The organism is Enterobacter cloacae complex sp. IR5422 (genome assembly GCF_049238165.1).
GTDB lineage: Bacteria > Pseudomonadota > Gammaproteobacteria > Enterobacterales > Enterobacteriaceae > Enterobacter > Enterobacter roggenkampii.
The window spans coordinates 22,349-48,935 of sequence record NZ_JBMKHT010000023.1 but is presented as its reverse complement, the minus strand read 5'-3'; the positions used below and the strand labels follow the sequence as shown (position 1 = coordinate 48,935).

Below are 26,587 nucleotides of genomic sequence, written 5' to 3'. Positions count from 1 at the left end.
TGCAAAATCAGCGTAGTTTGATTACACTCCTGTTAATCCATACAGCAACAGTGCCGGGGAGTCCCGGCGCTGTTGTCCGTTTTAGCAAACAGGCAGGATATGCCTGATACCTGGAGAGCCTTTCTTGAGCCAGGAATACACTGAAGACAAAGAAGTCACACTATCGAAGCTAAGCAGCGGACGTCGTCTCCTCGAGGCTTTGCTGATTGTTATTGCCCTTTTTGCCGTCTGGCTGATGGCAGCCTTACTCAGTTTCAACCCCTCTGATCCCAGCTGGTCACAAACTGCATGGCATGAGCCTATCCATAATTTAGGCGGTGTCCCCGGTGCCTGGCTTGCGGACACGCTGTTTTTCATTTTCGGTGTGATGGCCTACACCCTTCCCGTCATTATCATTGGCGGATGCTGGTTTGCGTGGCGTCATCGTCAGAACGATGATTACATCGACTATTTCGCCGTCTCGCTGCGCCTGATTGGCGCGCTGGCGCTGATCCTTACCTCCTGCGGGCTGGCAGCGATCAATGCGGATGATATCTGGTACTTCGCCTCTGGCGGGGTAATCGGCAGCTTATTAAGTTCCGCACTTCAGCCGATGCTGCACAGCAGCGGCGGCACGCTGGCGCTGCTGTGCATCTGGGCCGCCGGGCTGACGCTGTTTACCGGCTGGTCCTGGGTGAGCATTGCCGAGAAAATTGGCAGCTTTATCCTCACCATTCTGACCTTCGCCAGTAACCGTACCCGTCGTGACGATACGTGGGTGGATGAAGACGAATACGAAGATGAAGAGGAAGACGATGCGCCTGTGCAGCGTCGCGAGTCTCGTCGTGCCCGAATTCTGCGCGGTGCGCTGGCGCGTCGCCAGCGTGTGGCTGAGAAATTTGCCAACCCGCTGGGCCGTAAAACCGATGCGGCGCTCTTCTCCGGTAAACGCATGGATGAAGACGAGCAGGTTGAGTACCGTGCAGCAGGGACCGCCGTCGATCCTGATGATGTGCTTTTTTCCGGTAGCCGTGCCACGCCGGGTGACTTCGACGAATACGATCCACTGTTGAACGGCCACTCGGTTACCGAGCCGGTTGCGGCTGCCGCCGCCGCGACGACCGCTGCGCAGGCTTATGCCGCGCCTGTCGACGCCGTGATGCCATCCGCGCCGGTCCCGCCGCCGGAATCCGTTATTCAGCAACCTCAGGTTGACTGGCAGACTGCGCCGGGTGTTCACACGCCGGAGCCCGTTATTGCGCCTGAACCTGAAAGCTACATCCCCGTGCAGCAGGAACAGTGGCAGCAGCCTTATCAGCCGCCGCAGCCTGAGTATGCACCGCAGCAATATCAGCAGCCAGTGTCCCAGCCTTATCAGGAGTACGTGCCTGAACCCGTTGAACCTGTGCAGCCTTACGTGGCACCGCAGCCTGAACCTGAGCCTGAAATCGTGGAAGAGGTGAAGCCTGCGCGTCCACCGCTGTACTATTTCGAAGAAGTCGAAGAGCGCCGTGCGCGTGAACGCGAACAGCTGGCCGCCTGGTATCAGCCTGTGCCTGAACCGGTGCAGGAGCCAGTTACGAAGGCGCCTTCTGTTTCTGTTCCGCCGGTCGACCCGACGCCTGCTGTAGCACCCGTAGCGGAAGGCGTTAAGCAGGCTACTGCGGCCGCAGCAGCGGCGGCACCGGTCTTTAGCCTGGCAACAGGGGGCGCACCGCGTCCTCAGGTGAAAGAGGGGATTGGTCCGCAACTGCCTCGTCCTAACCGCGTCCGCGTGCCAACCCGCCGTGAGCTTGCTTCTTATGGCATCAAGCTGCCTTCCCAGCGCATGGCTGAAGAAAAAGCGCGCGAGTCTGAGTACGACGATGATGCTGATGAAATGCAGCAGGACGAGCTGGCCCGCCAGTTCGCTGCGCAGCAGAATCAGCGCTACGGTCAAGACTATCAGCACGACGAACCTGCGCTGGAAGACGAAGATGATGCGGCAGAAGCCGAATTAGCGCGCCAGTTTGCGGCAACGCAGCAGCAGCGTTACTCCGGTGAACAGCCGGCAGGGGCAAATCCGTTCTCGCTGTCGGACTTTGAATTCTCGCCGATGAAAGATCTGGTGGATGATGGCCCAAGCGAGCCTTTATTTACCCCGAGCGTGATGCCGGAAGCTGAGCCTGTGCGCCAGCCGTCACCATCGACCTACGCACAGCAACCTGTTCAACAGCCGTATGTGCAACCACAGCAGCCGCAGCAACAGCAGTTCCAGCAGCCTGCGCCACAGCCGCAGGAGAGCCTGATTCACCCGCTGCTGATGCGTAACGGTGACAGCCGTCCGCTGCAGCGTCCAAGCACGCCGCTGCCGTCGCTGGACCTGCTGACGCCGCCGCCAGCAGAAGTCGAGCCGGTTGATACGTTTGCGCTGGAGCAGATGGCCCGTCTGGTTGAAGCCCGTCTGGCTGACTTCCGTATCAAGGCGGACGTGGTGAACTACTCGCCGGGTCCTGTGATCACCCGTTTTGAACTGAACCTGGCGCCGGGCGTAAAAGCCGCGCGTATTTCCAACCTGTCCCGCGACCTGGCGCGTTCGCTGTCAACCGTTGCGGTGCGCGTGGTGGAAGTGATACCGGGCAAACCGTACGTTGGTCTTGAACTGCCGAACAAGAAACGTCAGACCGTCTACCTGCGTGAAGTGCTGGATAACACCAAGTTCCGTGATAATCCATCCCCACTGACCGTGGTGCTGGGTAAAGATATCGCTGGCGATCCGGTTGTGGCAGACCTCGCAAAAATGCCTCACCTGCTGGTCGCGGGTACCACCGGTTCCGGTAAGTCCGTCGGTGTGAACGCCATGATCCTCAGCATGCTCTATAAAGCGCAGCCGGAAGATGTGCGTTTCATCATGATCGACCCGAAAATGCTCGAACTGTCGGTCTATGAAGGTATCCCACATCTGCTGACTGAAGTGGTCACCGACATGAAGGACGCCGCCAACGCTCTGCGCTGGAGCGTGAATGAGATGGAACGCCGCTACAAGCTGATGTCTGCGCTGGGCGTGCGTAACCTGGCCGGCTATAACGAGAAAATCGCCGAAGCGGCGCGCATGGGCCGTCCGATTCCGGATCCGTACTGGAAGCCGGGTGACAGCATGGATGCCCAGCATCCGGTGCTGGAAAAACTGCCTTATATCGTGGTGCTGGTCGACGAATTCGCTGACCTGATGATGACCGTCGGTAAGAAAGTGGAAGAGCTGATTGCCCGTCTGGCGCAGAAAGCGCGTGCGGCCGGTATTCACCTTGTGCTGGCGACCCAGCGTCCTTCCGTGGACGTTATCACCGGTCTGATTAAAGCGAACATTCCGACGCGTATCGCCTTTACCGTATCAAGTAAAATTGACTCCCGTACCATTCTTGACCAGGGCGGTGCAGAGTCGCTGCTGGGAATGGGTGACATGCTCTATTCCGGGCCGAACTCCACCTCTCCGGTGCGTGTTCACGGCGCGTTCGTGCGCGACCAGGAAGTGCACGCGGTCGTGCAGGACTGGAAAGCGCGCGGTCGTCCGCAATACGTCGATGGCATCACCAGCGATACGGAAAGCGAAGGCGGCGGCGGTGGCTTTGACGGCGGTGAAGAGCTGGATCCGTTATTCGATCAGGCGGTGAATTTCGTTACCGAAAAACGTAAAGCGTCTATCTCTGGCGTACAGCGTCAGTTCCGCATCGGCTATAACCGCGCTGCGCGCATTATCGAGCAGATGGAAGCGCAGGGCATTGTGAGCGAGCAGGGGCATAACGGTAACCGCGAGGTGCTGGCTCCGCCACCGTTTGATTAACCTTCCGCGATTGCAAAGAAGGGTAAATCAGCCAAAATTAAGCATTTTCTTCTGTCGCCTGCCTCCGGGCAGGTCCAGAATAGAAGTCGGAAACCCCATATCGGGAAGACGTATTTTAAGGAATAACAATGAAAAAAATCGCCATCGCCTGTGCATTACTCACCAGTTTTGTTGCCAGCAGCGTCTGGGCGGATGCAGCCAGCGACCTTAAAAGCCGACTGGATAAAGTAAGCAGCTTCCACGCCAGCTTTACGCAGAAAGTGACGGACGGCAGCGGCAACGCGGTGCAGGAAGGTCAGGGGGACTTGTGGGTAAAACGGCCAAATCTGTTTAACTGGCACATGACCCAGCCGGATGAAAGCATCCTGGTGTCTGACGGCAAAACCTTATGGTTCTTCAACCCGTTCGTTGAGCAGGCTACTGCAACCTGGCTGAAGGATGCCACCAGCAACACGCCGTTTATGCTGATTGCCCGTAACCAGGCCAGCGACTGGCAGCAGTACAATATTAAACAGACGGGTGACGAGTTTGTCCTGACGCCGAAAGGCAGCAACGGCAACCTGAAGCAGTTCACCATCAATGTCAGCACCAACGGTACCATTAATCAGTTCGGCGCGGTTGAGCAGGACGATCAGCGCAGCAGCTATCAGCTCAAATCTCAGCAGAACGGCGCCGTTGATGCATCGAAGTTCACCTTTACCCCGCCGAAGGGCGTAACGGTGGACGACCAACGCAATAAGTAAGAGGCGTGAGTGGGCAATCTGTCGCTCGATTTTTCAGATAACGCGTTTCAACCTCTGGCCGCCCGTATGCGGCCAGAAAATTTAGCGCAGTACATCGGTCAGCAGCACCTGCTGGCTGCCGGTAAGCCCTTGCCGCGCGCCATTGAGGCGGGGCATTTGCACTCCATGATCCTCTGGGGCCCCCCAGGCACCGGCAAGACTACGCTTGCAGAAGTGATTGCCCGTTATGCCAACGCGGACGTTGAGCGTATCTCAGCGGTGACGTCCGGCGTGAAGGAGATCCGTGAGGCTATCGAGCGTGCGCGTCAGAACCGCAACGCCGGACGCCGCACCATTCTTTTTGTCGACGAAGTCCATCGCTTCAACAAGAGCCAGCAGGATGCCTTCCTGCCGCATATTGAAGACGGCACGATCTTCTTCATTGGGGCGACCACCGAAAACCCGTCGTTTGAGCTGAACTCGGCGCTGCTTTCCCGTGCGCGCGTTTATCTGCTCAAATCGCTGACGACCGAGGATATCGAAAAGGTTCTCACTCAGGCGATGGACGACAAATCGCGCGGCTACGGCGGACAGGATATCGTTCTGCCTGACGAGACGCGTCGTGCGATTGCCGAGCTGGTTAACGGCGATGCGCGTCGGGCGCTGAACACGCTGGAAATGATGGCCGACATGGCCGAGGTCGACGATGCCGGCAAGCGGGTGCTAAAACCGGAACTGCTCACCGAAATTGCCGGGGAACGCAGCGCGCGTTTCGATAATAAAGGCGACCGTTTTTACGATTTGATTTCGGCGCTGCATAAGTCCGTGCGCGGCAGCGCGCCGGATGCGGCGCTGTACTGGTATGCGCGTATTATCACTGCGGGCGGCGATCCGCTATACGTCGCGCGCCGCTGTCTGGCGATTGCCTCAGAAGATGTCGGCAATGCCGATCCTCGCGCTATGCAGGTCGCACTGTCGGCCTGGGACTGTTTCACCCGGGTTGGACCCGCAGAAGGTGAGCGCGCCATTGCGCAGGCGATTGTCTATCTGGCCTGTGCGCCGAAAAGCAATGCGGTTTATACCGCCTTCAAGGCAGCGATGTCTGATGCGCGTGAGCGTCCGGACTACGATGTGCCGGTTCACCTGCGTAACGCGCCGACCAAACTGATGAAAGAGATGGGGTATGGGCAGGAATACCGCTACGCTCATGATGAACCCAATGCCTACGCTGCCGGGGAGGAATATTTCCCGCAGGAGATGGCACAAACGCGCTATTATCACCCCACAAACAGAGGTCTTGAAGGCAAGATTGGTGAAAAGCTCACCTGGCTCGCCGGACAGGATCAAAATAGCCCTATAAAACGCTACCGTTAGTTCAATCGTTGCGGTAATGTTGGCAATTGTATCCTTGTGACCGCAGGCTGTGGTCACATTTCCTATTTTAATTCGATAAGCACAGGATAAGCATGCTCGATCCCAATCTGCTGCGTAATGAGCCAGACGCAGTCGCTGAAAAACTGGCACGCCGGGGCTTTAAGCTGGATGTAGATAAGCTGCGCGCTCTTGAAGAGCGTCGTAAAGTACTGCAGGTACAAACTGAAAATCTGCAGGCAGAGCGTAATTCTCGATCGAAATCCATCGGCCAGGCGAAAGCGCGCGGGGAAGATATTGAGCCATTACGCCTGGAAGTGAACAAGCTGGGTGAAGAACTGGATCAGGCGAAAGCTGAACTGGATGTTCTTCAGGCCGAAATTCGTGATATTGCCCTGGCTATCCCGAATATTCCTGACGACAGCGTGCCTGTCGGCAAAGATGAAAACGACAACGTTGAAGTGAAACGCTGGGGTACGCCTCGTGAGTTTGACTTCGAGGTGCGCGATCACGTGACGCTGGGCGAAATGCACGCGGGCCTGGATTTTGCGGCTGCTGTTAAGCTGACCGGCTCTCGCTTCGTGGTAATGAAAGGCCAGATTGCCCATCTGCACCGTGCGCTGGCGCAGTTCATGCTGGATCTGCACACCGAGCAGCATGGCTACAGCGAAACCTATGTGCCGTATCTGGTCAACCACGATACGCTGTACGGTACGGGCCAGCTGCCGAAATTTGCCGGCGACCTGTTCCATACCCGTCCGCTGGACGAGGAAGCAGACAGCAGCAACTACGCGCTGATCCCAACCGCGGAAGTGCCGCTGACTAACCTCGTGCGTGATGAGATCATTGACGAAGACGACCTGCCAATCAAACTGACGGCGCACTCTCCGTGCTTCCGTTCTGAAGCAGGATCTTACGGTCGCGACACGCGCGGTCTGATCCGTATGCACCAGTTCGACAAAGTTGAGATGGTGCAGATCGTCCGTCCTGAAGAATCCATGGACGCGCTGGAAGAGATGACCGGCCACGCTGAAAAAGTGCTGGAGCTGCTGGGTCTGCCATACCGTCGTATGGCGCTGTGCACCGGTGATATGGGCTTTGGTGCCTGCAAAACCTTCGATCTGGAAGTGTGGGTACCTGCGCAGAACACCTACCGTGAGATCTCCTCCTGCTCTAACGTCTGGGATTTCCAGGCGCGCCGCATGCAGGCACGTTGCCGCAGCAAATCTGATAAGAAAACCCGTCTGGTGCATACCCTGAACGGTTCTGGCCTGGCTGTGGGCCGTACCCTGGTTGCCGTGCTGGAAAACTATCAGCAGGCAGACGGTCGTATCGAGATCCCTGAAGTGCTGCGTCCATACATGAAAGGCCAGCAGTACATCGGCTAATAATTTGTCTTAAAACAAAAAAGCGCCTCAGGGCGCTTTTTTTATGCCTTTGGTTTGATACGACGCAATAACCTCTCCCTCTAAAGTAGTAATACTCCTTCGAATGAAAGCCAGCATAAAAAGCTGATAACGATAATATTCGTTATATATAAAACTACATAGCGGTTTGCGCCGCCTCTCTTTTTTTTGTGAGCAACCAAAGTGAGTCTCTATGAAAATCAACGCGCCTGAAGCATTAATGGCTGCCGAGGTCACTCGCCGTGGGTTGATGAAAACCACGGCAATAGGCGGCCTGGCGGTAGCCAGTAGTGCCTTCACGCTCCCTTTTACCCGACTGGCGTCGGCGGCAGATGCTCTGTCTCCGGCCACTTCGCCGGAAAAAGAGGTGTGGAGTGCCTGTACCGTTAACTGCGGTAGCCGTTGTCCGCTGCGTATGCATGTGGTGGATGGCGAAATTAAATATGTCGAAACCGACAATACCGGGGACGATAACTACGAAGGGTTACATCAGGTGCGTGCGTGTTTGCGTGGTCGCTCCATGCGTCGCCGCGTCTATAATCCGGACCGCCTGAAATATCCGATGAAGCGTGTCGGTAAGCGTGGGGAAGGGAAGTTCGAGCGGATTAGCTGGGATGAGGCCTACAACATCATCGCCACCAATATGCAGCGCCTTATTAAAGAGTACGGCAACGAATCCATCTACCTGAACTACGGTACAGGGACGCTCGGCGGCACGCTGACCCGCTCCTGGCCACCGGGAAAAACGCTGGTGGCGCGCCTGATGAACTGCTGCGGCGGTTATCTCAATCACTATGGTGACTACTCTTCTGCGCAGATCGCGGCTGGCCTGAACTACACCTACGGCGGCTGGGCGGACGGCAACAGCCCGTCAGATATCGAAAACAGTAAGCTGGTCGTGCTGTTCGGTAACAACCCGGGTGAAACCCGCATGAGCGGTGGTGGAGTAACCTACTACCTCGAACAGGCTCGCGCCAAATCCAATGCCCGCATGATCATCATCGATCCGCGCTATACCGACACCGGTGCCGGACGTGAAGACGAGTGGATTCCAATACGTCCGGGTACCGATGCGGCCCTGGTCTCAGCGCTGGCGTGGGTGATGATCACCGAGAACCTCGTCGATCAGCCTTTCCTGGATAAATACTGCGTCGGCTATGACGAGAAAACCCTGCCAGCCAGCGCACCGGCAAACGGACATTACAAAGCTTACATTCTCGGTCAGGGTAGCGACGGCGTGGCAAAAACGCCGGAGTGGGCGTCCACCATCACCGGCATCCCGGCAGAGCGTATCGTTCAGCTGGCGCGTGAGATTGGCTCTGCCAAACCAGCCTACATTAGCCAGGGCTGGGGCCCGCAGCGTCATGCGAACGGTGAAATTGCGACCCGTGCCATTTCCATGCTCTCCATTCTGACCGGCAACGTCGGTATTCACGGCGGTAACACCGGCGCGCGTGAAGGCTCATATGAAGTGCCGTTTGAACGTATGCCAACGCTGGATAACCCGGTTCAGACCAGCATCTCCATGTTTATGTGGACCGATGCGATTGAACGTGGCCCGGAAATGACCGCCCTGCGCGACGGCGTGCGCGGTAAGGACAAGCTGGACGTGCCGATCAAGATGATCTGGAACTATGCCGGTAACTGTCTCATCAACCAGCACTCTGAAATCAACCGCACCCATGAAATCCTGCAGGACGACAAGAAGTGCGAGATGATTGTGGTGATCGACTGCCACATGACCTCCTCGGCAAAATATGCCGATATCCTGCTGCCGGACTGCACCGCCTCTGAGCAGATGGATTTCGCGCTGGACGCCTCCTGCGGCAACATGTCCTACGTGATCTTTACCGACCAGGCGATTAAACCGCGCTTCGAGTGCAAAACCATTTATGAGATGACCTCTGAGCTGGCGAAACGTCTAGGCGTTGAGCAGCAGTTCACCGAGGGGCGTACTCAGGAAGGGTGGATGCGCCATCTGCATGAACTCTCCCGTAAGGCGATTCCTGACCTCCCTGACTTTGATACCTTCCGCAAGCAGGGGATGTACAAACAGCGCGATCCGGAAGGACACCACGTGGCGTACAAAGCGTTCCGTGAAGATCCGCAGGCGAACCCGCTGACCACGCCGTCGGGCAAAATCGAAATCTATTCCGAAGCGCTGGCAAACATCGCCTCCACCTGGGAGCTGCCGGAAGGGGATGTTATCGATCCGCTGCCGATCTACACGCCGGGCTTTGAAAACTATAACGATCCGCTGACGGCGAAATTCCCGCTGCAGCTGACCGGCTTCCACTACAAAGCGCGTGTTCACTCTACCTACGGTAACGTCGACGTGCTGAAGGCCGCCTGCCGCCAGGAGATGTGGATTAACCCGATGGACGCGAAAGCGCGCGGCATCAGCAATGGCGATCGCGTGCGCATCTTCAACGGTCGCGGCGAGGTGCATATTGAAGCCAAAGTCACCCCGCGCATGATGCCCGGCGTGGTGGCGTTAGGGGAAGGGGCCTGGTACAGCCCGGATGCCAACCGCATCGACCAGGCAGGCAGTATTAACGTACTGACCACACAGCGTCCGTCGCCGCTGGCGAAGGGTAACCCATCCCACACTAACCTTGTCCAGGTTGAAAAGGTTTAAGGAGTAACCGATGACAACTCAGTATGGATTTTTTATTGATTCCAGCCGTTGTACCGGGTGCAAAACCTGCGAGCTGGCCTGCAAAGATTACAAAGACCTGACGCCGGACGTGAGCTTCCGTCGCATCTACGAATACGCCGGGGGCGACTGGCAGGAAGATAACGGCGTCTGGCATCAGAACGTCTTTGCGTATTACCTGTCAATTGCCTGTAACCACTGTGAAGATCCCGCTTGTACAAAAGTCTGCCCGAGCGGGGCGATGCACAAGCGCGAAGACGGTTTTGTGGTGGTGGATGAAGATGTATGCATTGGCTGTCGCTACTGCCATATGGCCTGTCCGTACGGCGCGCCGCAGTACAACGCCGCTAAAGGCCACATGACCAAATGCGACGGCTGCCACACCCGCGTAGCGGATGGCAAAAAGCCGATTTGCGTTGAGTCCTGTCCGCTGCGCGCGCTGGACTTTGGCCCTATTGAAGAGCTGCGTCAAAAACACGGTCAGCTTGCCGCCGTGGCACCGCTGCCGTCTGCGCACTTCACGAAGCCGAGTATTGTGATTAAACCTAACGCCAACAGCCGTCCTACAGGTGACACCACCGGCTACCTGGCAAATCCGAAGGAGGTGTGAGATGGGAAGTGGATGGCATGAATGGCCGCTGATGATCTTCACGGTCTTTGGTCAGTGCGTAGCGGGCGGCTTCATTGTGCTCGCGCTGGCGTTGTTGAAAGGTCGTCTCAATGCTGAACAGCAGCAGCGCCTGGTGTTGAGTATGTTTGGCCTGTGGGTGCTGATGGGGATCGGCTTTATCGCCTCTACGCTGCACCTGGGTTCGCCGATGCGCGCGTTTAACTCCCTGAACCGCGTGGGTGCCTCATCCCTCAGTAACGAGATCGCCAGTGGCGCAATTTTCTTTGCCGTCGGTGGGCTGGGCTGGCTGCTGGCCGCTATGAAGAAGTTGCCTGCGGGTCTGCGCAGCCTGTGGCTGATTGTGACCATGGTGCTGGGCGTGGTGTTCGTGTGGATGATGATACGTGTCTATAACACCATCGATACCGTCCCCACCTGGTACAGCGTCTGGACGCCAATGAGCTTCTTCCTGACGATGTTTATTGGCGGGCCGCTGCTGGGCTACCTGCTGCTGCGCGTGGCGGGTGTCGACGGATGGGCAATGCGTCTGCTGCCCACTGTTTCGCTGCTGGCGCTGGTAGTGAGTGCGATAGTCGCCCTGATGCAGGGTTCTGAACTGGCAACCATTCACAGCTCTATTCAGCAGGCCTCTGCCCTGGTGCCGGACTACGGTGCGCTGATGGCCTGGCGTATCGTTCTGCTGGTCGCCGCGCTGGTATTCTGGATTGCCCCTCAGCTCAAAGGATATCAGCCGGCGCTGCCGCTGCTGTCACTGGCTTTTGTGCTGGTACTGGCGGGTGAACTGATTGGTCGCGGCGTGTTCTACGGGTTGCATATGACCGTTGGTATGGCTGTCGCCAGTTAACGTTGCATTTGGTTATATCAAGCCGGGCCAGAGTGCCCGGCTTTTTCTTTTTTCGATCATGAAATTTTTCGACTGTCGTTTTGTTTTAATTTTGCCCATTAATAAATGAAAACAGAGACATAATTAATATCTATAGCAGGCGTGGCATTAGCAGGATAAGTTTTTTAAATCGACAGGGAACATATTGTGCGAGGCGGCTAAATCAGTGGATTGACTTTGTTTTTGCCAGTGGCATGATGCGCACGAAATCTGAACTTCCTCGCGGTTTTTAATCCATGACCACCTATACCCGGCCAGTGCTGCTGTTGCTCTGTGGCCTGCTTTTGTTGACCCTGGCGATCGCAGTGTTAAATACGCTCGTCCCGCTGTGGCTCGCCCATGAAAACTTACCGACCTGGCAGGTGGGTATGGTCAGCTCATCCTTTTTTACCGGGAACCTGCTGGGTACGCTGGTGACCGGGAGCCTGATTAAGCGCTTTGGCTTTAACCGCAGCTATTATCTGGCCTCGCTGATTTTCGCCGCCGGATGTGCGGGGCTGGGCCTGATGGTCGGCTTCTGGAGCTGGATGGCATGGCGCTTTATCGCCGGTGTTGGCTGCGCGATGATTTGGGTGGTCGTTGAAAGTGCGCTGATGTGCAGCGGCACCTCCCGCAACCGCGGACGCCTGCTGGCTGCCTACATGATGATTTACTATGTCGGCACCGTGCTGGGACAACTGATGGTGAGCAAGCTGCCAACCGACCTGATGAGCGTTCTGCCGTGGGTAACGGGCATGGTGCTGGCCGCAATCCTGCCGCTGCTCTTTACGCGCATTGTGAACCAGAACAGTGAACACCAGGAAGCAACCCACGTCTGGCCCATGCTGAGGCTCCGTCAGGCGCGTCTGGGCGTTAACGGCTGCATTATCTCGGGGATTGTACTGGGCTCGCTCTATGGCCTGATGCCGCTCTATCTGAACCATCAGGGCGTCAGCGACTCCGGAATTGGCTTCTGGATGGCGGTGATGGTGAGTGCGGGTATTGTTGGACAATGGCCAATTGGCCGTCTGGCTGATCGCTTTGGCCGTCTGCTGGTGCTGCGCGTTCAGGTCTTCGTGGTGATCATGGGATGCCTCGCCATGCTCAGCAATGCCGCGATGGCACCCGCGCTGTTTATTCTTGGGGCGGCAGGTTTCACGCTTTATCCGGTCGCGATGGCGTGGGCCTGCGAGAAAGTTGAACATCACCAGCTCGTGGCAATGAACCAGGCGCTGTTACTGAGCTATACCATCGGCAGCTTATTAGGGCCGACGTTTACCGCGATGCTGATGCAAAATTATTCCGACAATTTACTGTTTATCATGATCGCCAGCGTGTCGTTTATTTATCTCTTAATGCTGCTGCGTAAAGCGGGCGAACATCCAACGCCGGTGGCACACGCCTGATTAAATAAAAGCCTGTCATCGACAGGCTTTTTTGTCCCTGTCACATATAAGACTTTTACGTATTGTTTGTTTTTCCCGCCTGGCGATAATTCAAATGAGTTCTACCACTAAAAGGCAACAATCATGTCTATACGTCGTTTTTCCACTACCGCACTTGCCGTAGTGTTGTCTTTAACGTTTGCAACGGCTCCGGTCATGGCTAATCCTGGCAACGGGAACGGCGGTGGTCACGGAAACGGTGGCGGACAAGGTAATGGCGGCAATCATGGTAACGGGAATTCTGGTAACTCCGGTAACCATGGTAATAAGCAAAATAGCGGACAGGATAACCCTGGAAAATCGGATAAGAACTTCAAAAACAGCAAAGATGTCGGTAATGACGTTGATGCTCGCGTGAGCTTCGATCATGTCCGTCATCTGGCCGTGAATTACGGCTTAACGGGCTATAAGTCACTGCCCCCGGGGATCGCAAAAAACCTGGCGCGCGGTAAACCACTGCCTCCGGGTATTGCGAAGAAGGCCGTTCCGGCCTCAATGCTGGACCAGCTTCCTTCCTATCCCGGCTACGAATGGCGCGTAGTGGGTGACGACCTGGTCTTAATTGCGCTGAGTACTGCGATTGTGACTTCCGTTATTAACGGCGTCTTTAAATAGAATAAAAAAGGCCCGGTTCTCACCGGGCCTTTTCTTTAATACATCACTTTGTGACCGTACTGTTCAAGAATACCTTTGACGCGTTCCATCGTCTCTTTTTTCGGCGGCTTCACGCCATCAAGCTTGTACTCTTCACCCATGGCCACCCATTTATGTTTACCCAGCTCATGATAGGGCAGAAGCTCGATTTTCTCGACGTTGCCCATGTCGCGGGTAAATTCTCCCAGGCGGTGCGCGGAGTCGTCGTCATCTGACCAGCCAGGAACAACCACGTAGCGGATCCAGGTTTTGATGCCCTTGTCGGCAATGTATTTGGCAAACTCCAGCGTGCGGTGGTTGGAGACGCCCACCAGATTCTGGTGGATCTCATCATTCATCTGTTTGAGATCGAGCATCACCAGATCGGTCACTTCGAGCAGTTCATCAATCACCGGATCGTAGCGACGTACAAAGCCGTTGGTGTCGAGGCAGGTATGAATGCCTTCTTTATGGCAGGCGCGGAACCAGTCGCGGACAAACTCAGCCTGAAGAATGGCTTCACCGCCGGACGCGGTCACACCGCCGCCGGAGGCGTTCATAAAGTGGCGATAGGTCACCACCTCTTTCATCAGATCGTCGACGGTGACTTCTTTACCGCCGTGCGTGTCCCAGGTGTCGCGGTTATGGCAGTACAGGCAGCGCATCAGGCAGCCCTGGAAAAAGGTGATAAAGCGGATACCCGGGCCATCGACGGTGCCACAGGATTCAAAGGAGTGAATACGACCAATAGTTGACATTGCGGTGATATCTCCATCATCGGCCCGTCCGGGGCCTGTGTATGCACAGCTCAAAGCCGGCTGTGTTAAGTCTGTTTTGGCTGTTATCCATTCAGTATAGATAGCGGACAAAAGAGACTGAGGTGGAGAGGGTGCTAAAAAGGCCCCACTGACGTGGAGCCTTTATTGTACGCTTGTTAACGCGTGATTTCAGTCAATTCCACTTACATGGACTGAGTGAAAGTACGGGTGATAACGTCCTGCTGCTGTTCTTTCGTCAGGGAGTTAAAACGTACTGCGTAGCCGGATACGCGGATGGTCAGCTGAGGATATTTCTCAGGATGTTCCATCGCGTCGAGCAGCATTTCACGGTTCATGACGTTCACGTTCAGGTGCTGACCACCTTCGATGGACGCTTCGTGGTGGAAGTAACCATCCATCAGACCCGCGAGGTTAGTTTTACGCACTTCGTCGTCTTTACCCAGCGCATTTGGCACGATAGAGAAGGTATAAGAGATACCATCTTTCGCGTAAGCAAACGGCAGTTTAGCGACGGAAGTCAGAGAGGCAACCGCACCTTTCTGGTCACGACCGTGCATTGGGTTTGCACCTGGGCCGAATGGCGCGCCAGCACGACGACCGTCTGGGGTGTTACCGGTTTTCTTACCATACACAACGTTAGAGGTGATGGTCAGAACAGACTGAGTCGGGATAGCGTTACGGTAGGTAGTCAGTTTCTGAATTTTCTTCATGAAACGTTCTACCAGGTCAACCGCCATGTCATCAACGCGAGAATCGTTGTTACCAAACTGCGGATATTCGCCTTCGATTTCGAAGTCGATAGCCAGACCGTCTTCGTCACGAATTGGTTTAACTTTCGCATATTTGATTGCAGACAGGGAGTCAGCAGCAACGGACAGACCTGCGATACCACACGCCATGGTGCGGATAACGTCACGGTCGTGCAGCGCCATCAGAGAGGCTTCGTAGCTGTACTTGTCGTGCATGTAGTGGATAACGTTCAGCGCAGTGACGTACTGTTTCGCCAGCCAGTCCATGAAGTGGTCCATGCGTTCCATGACTTCGTCATAGTTCAGCACATCGCCTTTGATCGGCTCAGACTTAGGACCAACCTGCATTTTCAGTTTTTCATCAACGCCGCCGTTGATTGCGTACAGCATGGTTTTCGCCAGGTTTGCACGCGCACCGAAGAACTGCATTTGCTTACCAACAACCATTGGGCTTACGCAGCAAGCGATAGCGTAATCGTCGTTGTTGAAGTCCGGACGCATCAGGTCATCGTTCTCGTACTGCAGAGAAGAGGTGTCGATGGATACTTTAGCGGCGAATTTCTTGAAGTTCAGAGGCAGTTTTTCAGACCACAGAACGGTGATGTTCGGCTCCGGAGAAGGACCCATGGTGTACAGGGTGTTCAGGAAGCGGAAGCTGTTTTTGGTCACCAGAGTACGGCCGTCAACGCCCATACCGCCGATGGATTCAGTTGCCCAGATTGGGTCACCGGAGAACAGCTCATCGTATTCAGGGGTACGCAGGAAGCGAACCATACGCAGTTTCATGACCAGGTGGTCAATCATTTCCTGAGCGTCTTGCTCGGTGATTTTGCCTGCTTTCAGGTCACGTTCGATATAGGCATCCAGGAAGGTGGATACGCGACCGAAGGACATTGCTGCGCCGTTCTGAGATTTAACTGCGGCCAGGTAGCCGAAGTAGGTCCACTGGATAGCTTCCTGAGCGTTGGTCGCAGGACCAGAGATATCGCAGCCGTATTTAGCAGCCATCTCTTTGATCTGACCCAGCGCGCGGTGCTGTTCAGCGATTTCTTCACGCAGACGGATAGTCGCTTCCAGGTTTACGCCGTTTTCCAGATCGGACTGCAGGGAAACAAACTGCGCGTACTTGTCTTTCATCAGGAAGTCGATACCGTACAGCGCAACGCGACGGTAGTCACCGATGATACGGCCACGGCCATATGCATCTGGCAGACCAGTCAGAACGCCAGATTTACGGCAGTTCAGAATGTCTTTGGTGTAAACATCGAATACGCCCTGGTTGTGGGTTTTGCGGTATTCGGTGAAGATTTTTTTCAGCATTGGGTCCAGCTCGCGGTTATACGCTTTGCAGGAACCTTCAACCATTTTAATACCACCGAACGGGATGATTGCGCGTTTCAGTGGTGCTTCAGTCTGCAGACCAACGATTTTCTCAAGGGCTTTGTTGATATAGCCAGCATCGTGAGAAGTGATGGTGGAAGCAACGGAGGTGTCAAAATCAACTGGCGCGTGAGTGCGGTTTTCCAGTTTAACGCCTTCCATTACGCTGTCCCACAGCTTGGTGGTCGCGTCAGTTGCGCCAGCCAGGAAGGATTCGTCACCTTCATACGGGGTATAGTTTTTCTGAATGAAGTCACGTACGTTTACTTCATTCTGCCAGTCACCTTTCGCAAAACCTTCCCAGGCTGTGGCTAACTTTTCATTAAGCTCGGACATGTAACACCTACCTTCTTAAGTGGATTTTTTATTTACTGCCTGAGAAAACCATCAATGATGATCGTCGCCACGCAGGTAAATGACCCAGTATGTCAACCCAACTAACAGACCCCCACCGATAATGTTCCCGATAGTGACAGGGATCAGGTTATCAGTAATGAAATTCATAATAGTCAGGTGAGAGAAACTTTCCGGGGATGAACCAACTGCGGTCCAGAACTCCGGGCTCGCAAAGTCGCGGATAACAATGCCCATTGGGATCATGAACATATTCGCGATACTGTGCTCAAAGCCGCTGGCAACGAACATCGCAACCGGCAGAACCATAATTAAGGCTTTGTCCATCAGGCTACGACCCGAGTAGCTCATCCATACAGCCAGGCAGACCATCAGGTTCGCGAGGATGCCGAGAGCAACGGCTTCGATAAATGTGTGGTGCATTTTGTGGTCGGCAGTTTGCAGGACGTTAAGGCCCCAGCCACCGTTGGCGGTCATGTACTCGCCAGAAAGCCACATCAACAAAACAAAGAGCAGACAGCCAACCAGGTTACTCACGTAAACATTAAGCCAGTTACGTGCCAGCTGACCCCAGGTAATTCTTCCGCTCGCCTTTGCCACGACAATCAGCACCGTTGAGGTGAAGAGGTCGGCGCCGCAAATAACGCAAAGAATCAGACCCAGTGAGAAACAAATGCCGCCAATCAGTTTGGCCATGCCGAAAGGCATTCCGGCAGTACCGGTAGTGGCGGTGATGTAGAAGACGAAAGCGATAGAGATGAACACACCAGCCGTGATCGCCAGATAGAACGTCTTCATCGGGTGTTTCGTTGCTTTATAGACACCTGCTTCTTCGGCAACTTTGGCCATCGCAGCAGGGAGTAAAAGATCAAAAGGGTTGTCAGCTTTCACACTAACTCTCTCTTTATTAAGTCGGCGACGAGATACTAACAAAGCATTATAGAAGAGAAATTGATATAGATCATATCTCGCCTGGCTTATAGGCCCGCAATGTGTATGGATTTACAGCAAATGCGGAGTAAGTATTTGATTATCCGTATAAAAATAAATTTTAAAAGTTATGAAAAGAGTTGAATTTTTTCGTTCGGCCACCTCTTTATCAGTTAATTAATATGGAGTATTAACCATAAAAAGTAACAGTAAAGCCCAGATCAATATTATTATATTTACCCGTGTTTAACTTTATTATTACAATCAACAATCATTGCCGAAGGAAATAAAAAAAGGGGCAATGAAATTGCCCCGTAATATAGCCCAGACGATTGAATACGCCTACTGCTGGTAATGTTATGTGCGCTTATTTTGACCAGTAAGCGGCTTTTGCTTTCTGCAGCTTTTCGTAGGCCTTCAGCAGTGACTGATGCGCCGGGAAGGCTTTCAGATCGCTATCAACGGCCTGCAGGCCATAGAACGGCGCTTCGCCGCTCAGGGCTGCGCTGGCTGCTTCAACGGCCTCAGCGCCGTACATACGCACGAAAGCATTCAGATATTGCAGCGGTTCGCGATCCTCTTCCTGTGCAAGCAGCAGCAGGGTTTGCAGGCAGCGGTAATAGTTGGTGCGCTCGGCAGAGAAGACCGACTGGTTGAACTCCATGGTCCACTCGGTCCAGGCCAGGGCCTGATCCAGATCGCCGCCCGCCAGGGCCAGCATCGCTTTCAACTCACCGATGCGCAGGGTGTACCAGCCGTTGTCTTTACCGGTCGCCAGGCCCAGGAGTTCGCGTACGCGGGTGAAATCATCATGGCCTTCTTCGTCCAGCTGGGCGATCAGGTTCAGATAATCCTCTTTCTCCCATTCGCTGCCTGGCAGAGCCAGCAGCGTTTCACGCAGATGCGCGCCCATGCTGTTGTTCGCCAGCCACAGGTCCTCCGCCGGATAGATATCAGACATGCCAGGCACGATGATGCGGCACGCGTAAACGCCCAGGTGCTCGTAATCGGCAATGTACACTTCCTGGTCTTCCGCGTTAAAGATCGCCATCAGCGTCGCGAACTCTTCTTCCGTGGTACCGGCAAAGCTCCAGTCCACGAACGGATAGTCCGCGTCCTGCTTGAACATATCCCAGGAAATTAAGCCGCTGGAATCGATGAAGTGGGTTTCGAGGTTGGTATGCTCGGCCACTTCTTCATCGTCAAACGTTGGCGGCGTAAACACGTCGAGATCTTTCAGGCTACGGCCCTGAAGCAGTTCGGTAACGGTACGCTCCAGCGCCACGCCGAAGTCCGGGTGCGCGCCGAAGGAGGCGAAGCAGGTGCCGTTGGTCGGGTTAAACAGCACGACGCAGATCACTGGATACTTGCCGCCCAGCGAGCCGTCATACGCAAAGATTGGGAAACCTTCTGCTTCCAGCTTGGCGATGGATTCCACCACGCCCGGATAGCGCGCCAGCACCTCTGCCGGAATTTCAGGCAGGCTGATGGATTCGGCAATAATGCGGTTTTTGATATGACGCTCGAAGACTTCAGACAGCCCCTGCACGCGCGCTTCATTGCGGGTGTTACCGGCGGACATGCCGTTAGACACATACAGGTTGCCGACGATGTTCATCGGGATATAGACGGTCTGCTCGTCAGACTGACGGGTAAACGGCAGGGCGCAAATACCGCGATCGTCGTTACCGGACTGCAGATCGATCAGCATGCTGGCGGTCAGTTCGTTTTCCGGATCGTAGAAGGCACGCAGGCGCGCGTCGAGAATTCCTTCCGGCAGTTCATCGTCTTCGGTCAGCGGGAACCATTTTTCGTTCGGATAGTGAACGAACGGGCCGTTGGCGATGGTTTCGCCCAGCCAGAAGTCAGCGAAGAAATAGTTGGTGGACAGACGCTCAAAATACTCACCCAGCGCGGAGGCCAGTGCCGCTTTTTTTGTCGCGCCTTTACCGTTGGTAAAGCACAGGGCACAGTCTTTATCGCGAATATGCACAGACCAGACATGAGGCACCGGATTGAGCCAGGAGGCTTCTTCGATGTTAAAACCCAGGTCGGTCAGTTTCTGCTGGAAGCGAGCGATGGAATCTTCCAGAGCGGCGTCTTTGCCGGGGATAAACGTTTGAGTCATGGCGTTCACTTTTATCGTACGTAAAGCGCGCAATGATACGGGTTTTGCGTGACGGGTGCTATCTCCGGCGAAAATAAAAGACTGGGCTATGCTTACTGTCAGTAACTCACTGTTAAGGCATAGAAAAATGAAAGCATTCGATCTCCAGCGGATGGCGTTTGATAAAGTCCCTCCTGAATTTTTAGGCGAAGTGGCGCTGCGTAGTCTGTATACCTTCGTTCTGGTCTTCCTGTTTCTTAAAATCACCGGTCGTCGCGGCGTGCGGCAGATGTCGCTTTTTGAAGTGTTGATCATCCTGACGCTGGGTTCCGCGGCGGGGGATGTCGCCTTCTATGATGATGTGCCGATGGTGCCGGTATTTATCGTTTTTGTCACACTGGCGCTGCTTTACCGCCTTGTCATGTGGCTGATGTCGAAAAGTGAAAAGCTGGAAGATCTGCTTGAAGGGAAGCCGGTCGTTATCGTCGAGGACGGTCAGCTGGCCTGGGAAAACGTTCAGAGCGCCAATATGACCGAGTTTGAGTTCTTTATGGAGCTACGCCTCAACAGCGTGGAACAGCTCGGGCAGGTGCGTCTGGCGATCATGGAGACCAACGGGCAGATCAGCGTCTATTACTATTCTGACGATGAGGTGAGGCCGGGACTGTGCATCCTGCCGGATATGCTGATCGAGCGTTTCAGAACCGTACCTGAGTCAGGCGAGTATGCCTGCGTGAGATGCAGCCATGTCGTCGCGATGCAGCCGGGGGATCGTCAATTATGCCCCCGCTGTGCAAATCCGGAATGGACGAAGGTTAGCCGGGCTAAACGCATCACCTGACAGCCATTTTGTCGGTTTTGTCCTGGCGAGGCGGCAGATTGTTTTGTGTGACGCGGGGCACATTTCACGGGTCATAAGTTTTAGACATTGCGGCGCGTGTCACTGAATGATAAAACCGATATCCACAGTTATAACTTATGGCTTTTAGCGTGGTGAGGGGAAATGGCTCAAGTCTTTAATTTCAGTTCAGGTCCGGCAATGTTACCGGCAGACGTGCTTAAACAGGCTCAACAGGAACTTTGTGACTGGAACGGTCTGGGAACGTCGGTGATGGAAATCAGCCACCGGGGTAAAGAGTTTATTCAGGTGGCGGAAGAGGCAGAAAAGGATTTTCGCGATCTGCTGAATATTCCCTCGAACTACAAAGTATTGTTCTGTCACGGCGGCGGGCGCGGCCAGTTTGCAGGCGTACCGCTAAACATCCTGGGCGATAAAACGACGGCAGACTACGTTGACGCAGGCTACTGGGCGGCCAGTGCGGTGAAAGAAGCGCACAAATACTGCACGCCGAATGTGATTGACGCCAAAGTGACCGTTGACGGCCTGCGCGCCGTGAAGCCAATGAGCGAATGGCAGCTTTCTGATAACGCAGCGTATTTGCACTACTGCCCGAACGAAACCATTGACGGGATTGCCATCGACGAGACGCCGAACTTCGGTAAAGACGTCGTGGTTGCCGCTGACTTCTCCTCCACCATTCTGTCTGCGCCAATTGACGTCAGCCGTTATGGCGTGATCTACGCGGGCGCGCAGAAAAATATCGGCCCTGCAGGCCTGACGATTGTTATCGTGCGTGAAGACCTGCTGGGTAAAGCACATACATCCTGCCCGTCGATTCTTGATTACACCGTGCTGAACGACAACGATTCTATGTTCAACACCCCACCGACGTTTGCCTGGTACCTCTCCGGCCTGGTCTTCAAATGGCTGAAGCAAAACGGCGGCGTGGCGCAGATGGACAAAGTGAATCAACAGAAAGCCGAACTGCTGTATGGCGTGATCGACAAGAGCGATTTCTACCGCAACGACGTGGCGAAAGCTAACCGTTCCCGCATGAACGTGCCGTTCCAGCTGGCGGATAGCAACCTGGATAAAGTGTTCCTGGAAGAGTCCTTCGCGGCCGGCCTGCACGCGCTGAAAGGTCACCGTGTCGTGGGCGGCATGCGTGCCTCCATCTATAACGCGATGCCGCTGGAAGGCGTTAAAGCGCTGACCGATTTCATGATCGACTTCGAACGTCGCCACGGTTAATCGCGCTGTTTTCACCCCCGTAGCCCTGCTGCGGGGTTTTTATTATGTTGAGTTGAGAGTTAAGTTTTCATGGAATCCCTGACGTTACAACCTATCGCGCGGGTAGATGGCACCATTAATCTGCCTGGTTCAAAAAGTGTCTCGAACCGCGCTCTGCTGCTGGCAGCACTGGCAAACGGCACCACCGTCCTTACAAACCTGCTGGACAGCGATGACGTGCGCCATATGCTCAATGCGCTGAAAGCGTTGGGCGTTCATTACACTCTCTCCGACGATCGTACCCGCTGCGAAGTGACCGGCAACGGCGGCGCGCTGCGCTCGGGTGAAGAGCTTGAGCTTTTTCTGGGCAACGCGGGTACCGCGATGCGCCCGCTGGCGGCGGCCCTGTGTCTGGGGCGCAACAACATTGTGCTGACCGGCGAGCCGCGCATGAAAGAGCGTCCGATTGGCCATCTGGTGGATGCCCTGCGTCAGGGCGGCGCGCAGATCGAGTATCTGGAGCAGGAAAATTATCCGCCACTGCGTCTGCGCGGGGGCTTTACCGGCGGTCACGTCGAGGTTGACGGCAGCGTCTCCAGCCAGTTCCTGACCGCACTGCTGATGACCGCGCCGCTGGCGCCGCAGGATACGGTTATCACGATTAAAGGCGAGCTGGTCTCCAAACCGTATATTGATATCACGCTGCACCTGATGAAAACCTTCGGCGTTGAGGTGGAAAACCAGTCTTATCAGCGTTTTGTCGTGCGTGGGGCGCAGCAGTACCAGTCTCCGGGCAGCTATCTTGTTGAAGGCGACGCCTCGTCGGCATCTTACTTCCTGGCTGCAGGCGCGATCAAAGGCGGTACCGTGAAGGTGACCGGTATTGGTCGCAACAGCGTGCAGGGTGACATTCGTTTTGCGGACGTGCTGGAAAAAATGGGCGCGGTTGTGACCTGGGGTGATGACTTCATCTCCTGTACCCACGGCGAGCTGAAGGCCATCGACATGGACATGAACCATATTCCGGATGCGGCGATGACCATTGCCACGGCGGCGCTGTTTGCAAAAGGCACCACCACGCTGCGTAACATCTACAACTGGCGCGTAAAAGAGACTGACCGTCTGTTTGCGATGGCGACCGAACTGCGTAAGGTCGGTGCTGAGGTGGAAGAGGGCGAAGACTACATTCGCGTCACGCCTCCTGCAAAACTGCAGGTTGCCGAGATCGGAACCTACAACGATCACCGTATGGCGATGTGCTTCTCGCTGGTGGCACTGTCCGACACGCCTGTGACCATTCTCGATCCGAAATGTACGGCGAAAACGTTCCCGGACTACTTTGAACAGCTGGCACGCATTAGCACGCTGGCCTGATGACTTTTGCCGCATCACCTGATGCGGCATTTCCTTACGCTTCCTGACGAACACTTCCGTTCATTTCTTCTACACTCTGCTTCAATCAATCCGTAATTTGCACGCAAAGGTAACAGTTGCGCACGTTGACGCGTATAATGCGCGGCGTTCATGTAAACGGTATGCCTTATTTAAGGAGAAAAAGATGACGGCAATTGCCCCGGTAATCACCATTGACGGGCCGAGTGGCGCAGGGAAAGGGACTCTGTGCAAAGCGATGGCGGAAGCATTGCAATGGCATCTTTTAGATTCGGGAGCAATCTATCGCGTGCTGGCCTTGGCTGCGCTGCATCATCATGTGGACGTGGCGTCAGAAGAAGCGCTGGTTCCGCTGGCTGCGCATCTTGATGTGCGTTTCGTGTCGACCAATGGCAACCTGGAAGTCATCCTTGAAGGGGAAGACGTGAGCGGGGAAATCCGTACTCAGGAAGTGGCAAATGCGGCCTCTCAGGTAGCGGCCTTCCCGCGCGTTCGTGAGGCGCTGTTACGTCGTCAGCGCGCGTTCCGTGAAGCACCGGGTTTGATCGCGGACGGACGCGATATGGGAACCGTGGTATTCCCTGATGCACCTGTGAAAATTTTCCTTGACGCCTCTTCGGAAGAACGCGCTCAACGCCGCATGCTTCAGTTGCAGGAAAAGGGGTTTAGTGTTAACTTTGATCGCCTTTTATCCGAGATAAAAGAGCGCGATGACCGCGATCGTAACCGCGCCGTCGCCCCACTTGTTCCAGCAGAAGATGCATTAGTTCTGGATTCAACCAGTTTAACTATTGAGCAAGTGATTGAAAAAGCGCTACAATATGCGCGCCAAAAACTGGCACTCGCGTAATCGCGACCGATTTAGCAGTACCCCCGCTGCAATGGATTGACGGCGGGTATGTGAAACAACCCCATCCGGCATGGAGCCAGGTGGACGTTAATATTAACCTGAAGATTAAACATGACTGAATCTTTTGCTCAACTGTTTGAAGAATCCTTAAAAGAAATCGAAACCCGCCCGGGTTCCATCGTTCGCGGTGTTGTTGTTGCTATCGACAAAGACGTAGTACTGGTTGACGCCGGTCTGAAATCTGAGTCCGCCATTCCGGCAGAGCAGTTCAAAAACGCCCAGGGCGAGCTGGAAATCCAGGTTGGCGACGAAGTTGACGTTGCTCTGGACGCAGTAGAAGACGGCTTCGGTGAAACCCTGCTTTCTCGTGAGAAAGCGAAACGTCACGAAGCATGGATCACGCTGGAAAAAGCTTACGAAGAAGCTGAAACTGTGGTCGGTGTTATCAACGGCAAAGTTAAAGGTGGCTTCACTGTTGAGCTGAATGGTATTCGTGCGTTCCTGCCAGGTTCTCTGGTAGACGTTCGTCCAGTTCGTGACACCCTGCACCTGGAAGGCAAAGAGCTTGAGTTCAAAGTAATCAAGCTGGACCAGAAGCGTAACAACGTTGTTGTTTCCCGTCGTGCCGTTATCGAATCCGAAAACAGCGCAGAACGCGATCAGCTGCTGGAAAACCTGCAGGAAGGCATGGAAGTCAAAGGTATCGTTAAGAACCTCACTGACTACGGCGCATTCGTTGACCTGGGCGGCGTTGATGGCCTGCTGCACATCACCGACATGGCGTGGAAACGCGTTAAGCACCCAAGCGAAATCGTGAACGTGGGCGACGAAATCACTGTTAAAGTGCTGAAGTTCGACCGCGAGCGTACTCGTGTATCCCTCGGCCTGAAACAGCTGGGCGAAGATCCATGGGTAGCTATCGCTAAGCGTTACCCAGAAGGGACTAAACTGACTGGTCGCGTAACCAACCTGACTGACTACGGCTGCTTCGTTGAAATCGAAGAAGGCGTTGAAGGTCTGGTGCACGTTTCCGAAATGGACTGGACCAACAAAAACATCCATCCATCCAAAGTTGTTAACGTTGGTGATGTAGTGGAAGTGATGGTTCTGGATATTGACGAAGAACGTCGTCGTATCTCCCTGGGCCTGAAGCAGTGCAAAAACAACCCATGGCAGCAGTTCGCGGAAACCCACAACAAGGGCGACCGTGTTGAAGGTAAAATCAAGTCTATCACTGACTTCGGTATCTTCATCGGCCTGGACGGCGGCATCGATGGCCTGGTTCACCTGTCTGACATCTCCTGGAACGTTGCAGGCGAAGAAGCAGTTCGTGAATACAAAAAAGGCGACGAAATCGCTGCAGTTGTTCTGCAGGTTGACGCAGAGCGTGAGCGTATCTCCCTGGGCGTTAAACAGCTCGCAGAAGATCCGTTCAACAACTGGGTTGCACTGAACAAGAAAGGCGCAATCGTAAACGGTAAAGTCACTGCAGTTGACGCGAAAGGTGCAACCGTAGAACTGGCTGACGGCGTTGAAGGTTACCTGCGCGCTTCTGAAGCTTCCCGTGACCGCGTTGAAGATGCCACTCTGGTTCTGAACGTAGGCGACGACGTTGAAGCTAAGTTCACCGGTGTTGACCGTAAGAACCGTGCAATCAGCCTGTCTGTTCGTGCTAAAGACGAAGCTGATGAGAAAGATGCAATCGCAACTGTTAACAAACAGGAAGATGCAAACTTCTCTAACAACGCAATGGCTGAAGCTTTCAAAGCAGCTAAAGGCGAGTAATATCAGGTTCTCAGCATCATTTGCGCTGTAACGCATTTACAGCGCGAAGGATGAGGAGCAAACTTGACAGATTACAGGATTCGTCCTGTAATCAATAACAAAGGGCGGCTACGGCCGCCCTTGTTTAATGAGCTGTTCAGCTAATTGGTTTGAAAGGAACCGGAGGAATCATGACCAAGTCAGAATTGATTGAAAGACTTGCCAGTCAGCAACCGCATATCCCTGCCAAGGCAGTGGAAGATGCCGTAAAAGAGATGCTGGAGCATATGGCCTCCACTCTTGCCCAGGGCGAGCGCATTGAAATCCGCGGTTTCGGTAGTTTTTCTCTGCACTATCGTGCTCCACGTACCGGGCGTAACCCGAAAACTGGCGATAAAGTCGAACTGGAAGGTAAGTACGTTCCACACTTTAAGCCGGGTAAAGAACTGCGCGATCGCGCCAATATTTACGGCAACTGAGTTTAGCCAGCCGGTTAAACTGGGTTCGAAAGAAAGCACCTGCGGGTGCTTTTTTTGTCGCTGTCGCTTTCTTTCTGAAGGTGCCCCGCATTTTCCGTTTCGTTTTCTGCAACCCGTTAAATACCTTGCTGCGCTTGCCGTAAATCGTATTCTTCACACCTGACGACCGCTCAGCCTGCTTGCATACTGCCACCCTGAAACAGGGAG

19 protein-coding genes are annotated in these 26,587 nt (G+C 54.5%); 15 read left to right on the top strand and 4 right to left on the bottom strand.

Annotated features, from left to right (window positions below):
* Positions 1-124 precede the first annotated feature (124 nt).
* The 9 genes from ACOTXT_RS13030 (at position 125) to ACOTXT_RS12990 (ending at position 13,507) form a co-directional block, all read left to right on the top strand.
* Entirely contained in the window at positions 125-3,799 is a 3,675-nt protein-coding gene (locus tag ACOTXT_RS13030) for a DNA translocase FtsK 4TM domain-containing protein (protein WP_055321694.1), read from the top strand.
* A gap of 128 nt (positions 3,800-3,927) precedes the next feature.
* Positions 3,928-4,542, top strand: coding sequence for an outer membrane lipoprotein chaperone LolA (gene lolA / locus ACOTXT_RS13025; protein ID WP_024907806.1), 615 nt, complete (start codon positions 3,928-3,930; stop codon positions 4,540-4,542).
* A gap of 9 nt (positions 4,543-4,551) precedes the next feature.
* Positions 4,552-5,895 carry a replication-associated recombination protein RarA gene (gene rarA, locus ACOTXT_RS13020; RefSeq protein ID WP_008499984.1) on the top strand — a complete coding sequence of 448 codons (1,344 nt, stop codon included), beginning with the start codon at positions 4,552-4,554 and terminating at the stop codon, positions 5,893-5,895.
* 92 nt (positions 5,896-5,987) lie between these two features.
* A complete protein-coding gene (gene serS / locus ACOTXT_RS13015; protein ID WP_008499983.1) occupies positions 5,988-7,280 on the top strand; it encodes a serine--tRNA ligase in 1,293 nt (430 codons plus the stop codon).
* Between the two features lie 211 nt (positions 7,281-7,491).
* Positions 7,492-9,936 carry a dimethylsulfoxide reductase subunit A gene (gene dmsA, locus ACOTXT_RS13010; protein WP_055321695.1) on the top strand — a complete coding sequence of 815 codons (2,445 nt, stop codon included), beginning with the start codon at positions 7,492-7,494 and terminating at the stop codon, positions 9,934-9,936.
* Between the two features lie 10 nt (positions 9,937-9,946).
* On the top strand, positions 9,947-10,564 hold the full coding sequence (locus ACOTXT_RS13005) for a DMSO/selenate family reductase complex B subunit (protein ID WP_021240882.1): 618 nt from the start codon (positions 9,947-9,949) through the stop codon (positions 10,562-10,564).
* A gap of 1 nt (position 10,565) precedes the next feature.
* Complete coding sequence (locus tag ACOTXT_RS13000; RefSeq protein ID WP_055321697.1) at positions 10,566-11,429, top strand: dimethyl sulfoxide reductase anchor subunit family protein; 864 nt, start codon at positions 10,566-10,568, stop codon at positions 11,427-11,429.
* Positions 11,430-11,704: 275 nt separating this feature from the next.
* Positions 11,705-12,853, top strand: coding sequence for an MFS transporter (locus ACOTXT_RS12995; protein ID WP_063418675.1), 1,149 nt, complete (start codon positions 11,705-11,707; stop codon positions 12,851-12,853).
* A 123-nt stretch (positions 12,854-12,976) separates the two neighbouring features.
* Entirely contained in the window at positions 12,977-13,507 is a 531-nt protein-coding gene (locus tag ACOTXT_RS12990) for an anti-virulence regulator CigR family protein (protein ID WP_023292887.1), read from the top strand.
* A 35-nt stretch (positions 13,508-13,542) separates the two neighbouring features.
* Here ACOTXT_RS12990 and pflA read toward each other — a convergent pair whose 3' ends face one another.
* The 4 genes from pflA to ycaO form a co-directional block, all read right to left on the bottom strand.
* Complete coding sequence (gene pflA, locus ACOTXT_RS12985) at positions 13,543-14,283, bottom strand: pyruvate formate lyase 1-activating protein (protein ID WP_008499976.1); 741 nt, start codon at positions 14,281-14,283, stop codon at positions 13,543-13,545.
* Positions 14,284-14,486: 203 nt separating this feature from the next.
* Positions 14,487-16,769, bottom strand: a complete 2,283-nt coding sequence (gene pflB / locus ACOTXT_RS12980; protein WP_008499975.1) for a formate C-acetyltransferase — start codon at positions 16,767-16,769, stop codon at positions 14,487-14,489.
* A gap of 51 nt (positions 16,770-16,820) precedes the next feature.
* Positions 16,821-17,678 (bottom strand): formate transporter FocA, encoded by an 858-nt coding sequence (gene focA, locus ACOTXT_RS12975; RefSeq protein ID WP_421625322.1) that lies wholly within the window; start codon positions 17,676-17,678, stop codon positions 16,821-16,823.
* A gap of 406 nt (positions 17,679-18,084) precedes the next feature.
* Entirely contained in the window at positions 18,085-19,845 is a 1,761-nt protein-coding gene (gene ycaO, locus ACOTXT_RS12970; RefSeq protein ID WP_023292885.1) for a 30S ribosomal protein S12 methylthiotransferase accessory factor YcaO, read from the bottom strand.
* Between the two features lie 127 nt (positions 19,846-19,972).
* On the opposite strand from ycaO, the gene ACOTXT_RS12965 reads away from it, so the two are divergent.
* The 6 genes from ACOTXT_RS12965 (at position 19,973) to ihfB (ending at position 26,380) form a co-directional block, all read left to right on the top strand.
* Positions 19,973-20,665 carry a DUF421 domain-containing protein gene (locus ACOTXT_RS12965; protein ID WP_021240878.1) on the top strand — a complete coding sequence of 231 codons (693 nt, stop codon included), beginning with the start codon at positions 19,973-19,975 and terminating at the stop codon, positions 20,663-20,665.
* Positions 20,666-20,827: 162 nt separating this feature from the next.
* Positions 20,828-21,916 carry a 3-phosphoserine/phosphohydroxythreonine transaminase gene (serC, locus tag ACOTXT_RS12960; RefSeq protein WP_021240877.1) on the top strand — a complete coding sequence of 363 codons (1,089 nt, stop codon included), beginning with the start codon at positions 20,828-20,830 and terminating at the stop codon, positions 21,914-21,916.
* 69 nt (positions 21,917-21,985) lie between these two features.
* Positions 21,986-23,269 carry a 3-phosphoshikimate 1-carboxyvinyltransferase gene (gene aroA, locus ACOTXT_RS12955; RefSeq protein WP_333164590.1) on the top strand — a complete coding sequence of 428 codons (1,284 nt, stop codon included), beginning with the start codon at positions 21,986-21,988 and terminating at the stop codon, positions 23,267-23,269.
* Between the two features lie 184 nt (positions 23,270-23,453).
* Positions 23,454-24,137 carry a (d)CMP kinase gene (cmk, locus tag ACOTXT_RS12950; protein ID WP_008499967.1) on the top strand — a complete coding sequence of 228 codons (684 nt, stop codon included), beginning with the start codon at positions 23,454-23,456 and terminating at the stop codon, positions 24,135-24,137.
* A gap of 111 nt (positions 24,138-24,248) precedes the next feature.
* Positions 24,249-25,922: a 30S ribosomal protein S1 gene (gene rpsA, locus ACOTXT_RS12945; protein WP_008499966.1), complete on the top strand. Its 1,674-nt coding sequence runs from the start codon at positions 24,249-24,251 to the stop codon at positions 25,920-25,922.
* Between the two features lie 170 nt (positions 25,923-26,092).
* Entirely contained in the window at positions 26,093-26,380 is a 288-nt protein-coding gene (gene ihfB / locus ACOTXT_RS12940; RefSeq protein ID WP_008499965.1) for an integration host factor subunit beta, read from the top strand.
* Positions 26,381-26,587 lie beyond the last annotated feature (207 nt).